Source organism: Peribacillus sp. P4_C12 (genome assembly GCF_056402095.1).
On sequence record NZ_JBFUIB010000565.1, the window covers coordinates 1 to 2243 of the forward strand.

The 2243-nt window shown below is 35.1% G+C and carries 2 protein-coding genes; one reads left to right on the forward strand and one right to left on the reverse strand.

Annotation, left to right across the window (positions count from 1 at the left end):
- The first annotated feature begins 217 nt into the window (after positions 1-217).
- Positions 218-1384 carry a site-specific integrase gene (locus AC1DUW_RS26515; RefSeq protein ID WP_477643893.1) on the forward strand — a complete coding sequence of 389 codons (1167 nt, stop codon included), beginning with the start codon at positions 218-220 and terminating at the stop codon, positions 1382-1384.
- Between the two features lie 224 nt (positions 1385-1608).
- Here AC1DUW_RS26515 and AC1DUW_RS26520 read toward each other — a convergent pair.
- Positions 1609-2243, reverse strand: a 635-nt coding sequence (locus tag AC1DUW_RS26520) for an MBL fold metallo-hydrolase (RefSeq protein WP_477643894.1), incomplete at its 5' end; no start/stop codon positions are given.

Sequence of the window (2243 nt, forward strand, 5' to 3'; positions counted from 1 at the left end):
CTGCATAACCAGTTAAAATAACGACATAGTACATTTACGTCCTTCAAAAAATTAGAATATGGTGGGCTTATTTTAGTATGGCCTTTCACGAATATGTTTTCATACAAAAAAAGACGATTAGCTATTGCTAGTCATCTCTTTCACTTTCGCATAAATAGAAAAGTAAAGACGATGCTGAAATTGTTATTGGAAGATGACTAATTAAAGGAGGCACATAATGGCTTACTTCCGCAAACGAGGCGATAAGTGGAGTTACACCGTCAAMTTAGGCATAGACCCTATTACCAAAAAGCGAAAACAGATTACTAAATCAGGATTTTCTTCTAAAACAGCAGCTAAAGATGCAGCTAAAGAGCTAGAATTCAATGTTTCTAGAGGAGAATTCTTACAAGACTCTAATATGAACTTTCATACGTTAGCAGAAAAGTGGCTTGAAAGTTATTCAACACAAGCTAAAGTAAGTAGTGTACGGGCTAGAACGAAAGAATCTAACGTATTACTTAAACAGTGGAAAAACACACCAATAAAAAGTATTAGTAAGTCTGCTTATCGAGAATATTTAAATGAGCTGTGCAAGATGTATTCACAGAACTATATGGATGGGATTCATACAACAGGCCGAATGATCTTCAAATTTGCCGTTGAGTCGGAATGGTTACAACAGAATCCGACAGAAAATTATAGCCTTCCTAAACAACAAGCTACTATTGAGGAAGTTGAAAAGGAGAATCTCAGAAAGAAATTCCTAGAAAAAAACGAACTTATAGGATTCTTATCCCTTGCTCGTACTGAAGGACTTAGTAATGATTATACGCTGTTTTCGCTATTAGCCTATTCAGGAATTCGGATAGGTGAATCGTTAGCTCTCAAGTGGCCTGATATCAATTTTAGGCGTGGATCTATAAGAATTTCCAAGACTTTATATAACCCCACGAACAATAAGGTTAATTACACATTGCTTACACCAAAAACAAAAGGATCTATCCGTACGATTAAAATGGACAATCAGGTCATGAAGTTACTAAAAAAGCATCTACTACAGCAAAATAAAATGAAAATCCAAAACAGTCATCATTACGTGGATGAAAACTTTGTCTTCACTTCACCAGAGGGATATCCATTAGTGCAAAAACTGCCTGCAATTCGATTACAACGTCTTCTTAAGAAGTTACCGCATATCAACAAAGAAATTACGTTGCATTCATTCAGGCATACGCATACATCTTTACTGATCGAAGCAGGGGTGGGGTTGAAAGAAATTCAACAACGATTAGGACATACAGATATTCAAACAACGATGAATATCTATGCTCATATGACTGACAACATGGAAGAAAAGGCCTCCCATCAGTTCAGTAAACTGATGGAAGACCTTCAACTTTAATAGATATTTACATGTTAGGTGAGCAAATAGGTGAGCATTTATTTCTAAATACTCTTTAAACCCCTATATTTCAAGGGATTTAAAACCCTATTACATCATGCTGCCCATTCATTAACTATCATGGTCGTATGAACGGTTAAACATAATGACTAAAACCCGTTTTGGAGATATCGGAAAAGGGTTTTACAACATCAATCAAAGGCATTATAAGGCCCTTCAATGATTTAGTTGCAATAATAATGCCAAATTCCTTTCTCCATTTCCTTATTAATTTCCCCTTGTAATTCAAGATAATCTAGATAACCAATAATTTCAGACATAATATTGAAAAACTGCTTTTCATACTTTTCTTTATATCGTAATTGGGCAATTCCACTTGCGGTTGAAATTCCGGATTTAATAATGCTTATGTATTTGTTGGCTTTTTCATCAATCTCTTTTATTCTTTCTTTTAATAAATCAACAGGATTTTCTATGATCATACCGTGACCTGAAAAAACGAGTTCAACATTCAATGACGAACATTTCTCTAATGACTGCTTTTGTTGGACCAAGGATTTTGTACGGATCCCATCATAATCTGGTTCAATGAAGGCATTGCTTGGAATATTTTCAATTAATAAATCTCCAGCAAATAGCCACTTACACTCTTTTCCATAAAAGGCAACCTGGTCTGGAGCGTGCCCTGGGATTTCCAAAATATTAAAGCCAAAAAGTTGGTTATTGGTAATTTCTTGGATTTCGCAATGGATTTTTTTATCCTCACCTAGAATAATAGGATTGCGTAAATTAACCACTTGTTTATCCCCGATTTCCCCACATCCCATCTCCTTGTATAGTTTTCTGAAAAACTCTATTC